2 protein-coding genes and 1 pseudogene are annotated in these 1,139 nt (G+C 45.7%); 2 read left to right on the top strand and 1 reads right to left on the bottom strand.

Going from position 1 to position 1,139, the window contains the following annotated elements:
• Positions 1-238: transposase (locus tag BGK49_RS15345; protein ID WP_032335914.1), on the bottom strand; the 238-nt coding region annotated here is incomplete at its 3' end.
• A gap of 66 nt (positions 239-304) precedes the next feature.
• Between BGK49_RS15345 and BGK49_RS15340 the strand changes: the two are divergent.
• Both BGK49_RS15340 and BGK49_RS15335 read left to right on the top strand, forming a co-directional pair.
• Positions 305-850: pseudogene (locus tag BGK49_RS15340) on the top strand (diguanylate cyclase domain-containing protein); the annotation flags it as partial.
• A 51-nt stretch (positions 851-901) separates the two neighbouring features.
• Positions 902-1,139: transposase (locus BGK49_RS15335; RefSeq protein WP_032335914.1), on the top strand; the 238-nt coding region annotated here is incomplete at its 3' end.

Raw genomic sequence — 1,139 nt, 5'->3', positions numbered from 1 at the left:
CAAGGCGAGCTTCATTTAACGCCTTACGCAGTTGCAGAATTTCAGATTCCAGTTCAGCCACCGTGCGGGAACCAGGAGTACCGAGCCCTTTTCTGGCGGCGGTAACCCATTGTCCTAAAGTGCCTTCAGGAAGGGATAATCGGGAAGCGCCTTCACTGATCGAAAGTTGATTTTCAAGAACCGTTCTGACAGCTTCGGCTTTGAACTCTTTAGAGTAACGTTGGTTTTTTCTGCTCATTATTAGCTCCTTCTGATGCCATTCTATTTCAGGAAGGAGTGTCCGTTAAACTCAGGCTACCTCAGCATTCGTGTCTCGTTATCCATTGATATTCTTTACTTTATCACGTCTTCGTGGAAAAGCGTTCTGTTCTGGATTTTGACGGCGTTAATTTTGCTGAATATGGTCCGGATGCACTTCCGTTTATACCAAAATGTGTCGCGAGAAAATATTAGTGATGCGATGACTGGACTGTATAATCGCAAAATTTTAACCCCTGAACTGGAGCAGCGGTTGCAGAAACTGGTGCAATCCGGTTCTTCGGTGATGTTTATTGCAATTGACATGGACAAGTTAAAGCAAATAAATGACACCCTCGGTCATCAGGAGGGGGATTTAGCGATTACGTTATTAGCTCAGGCGATTAAACAATCGATTCGTAAAAGTGATTATGCCATCCGACTCGGTGGCGATGAATTCTGCATCATTCTTGTCGATTCGACGCCGCAAATTGCAGCACAACTGCCTGAACGTATCGAAAAACGTCTGCAACATATCGCGCCGCAGAAAGAAATCGGCTTCTCTTCCGGTATTTACGCGATGAAAGAAAACGATACGTTTGAGGTAGCCTGAGTTTAACGGACACTCCTTCCTGAAATAGAATGGCATCAGAAGGAGCTAATAATGAGCAGAAAAAACCAACGTTACTCTAAAGAGTTCAAAGCCGAAGCTGTCAGAACGGTTCTTGAAAATCAACTTTCGATCAGTGAAGGCGCTTCCCGATTATCCCTTCCTGAAGGCACTTTAGGACAATGGGTTACCGCCGCCAGAAAAGGGCTCGGTACTCCTGGTTCCCGCACGGTGGCTGAACTGGAATCTGAAATTCTGCAACTGCGTAAGGCGTTAAATGAAGCTCGCCTTG

The organism is Shigella sp. FC1544, assembly GCF_001722145.1.
GTDB classification, from domain to species: domain Bacteria; phylum Pseudomonadota; class Gammaproteobacteria; order Enterobacterales; family Enterobacteriaceae; genus Escherichia; species Escherichia coli.
The sequence above is the reverse complement of the archived record's forward strand: the minus strand, read 5'-3'. Positions and strand labels throughout refer to the sequence as shown.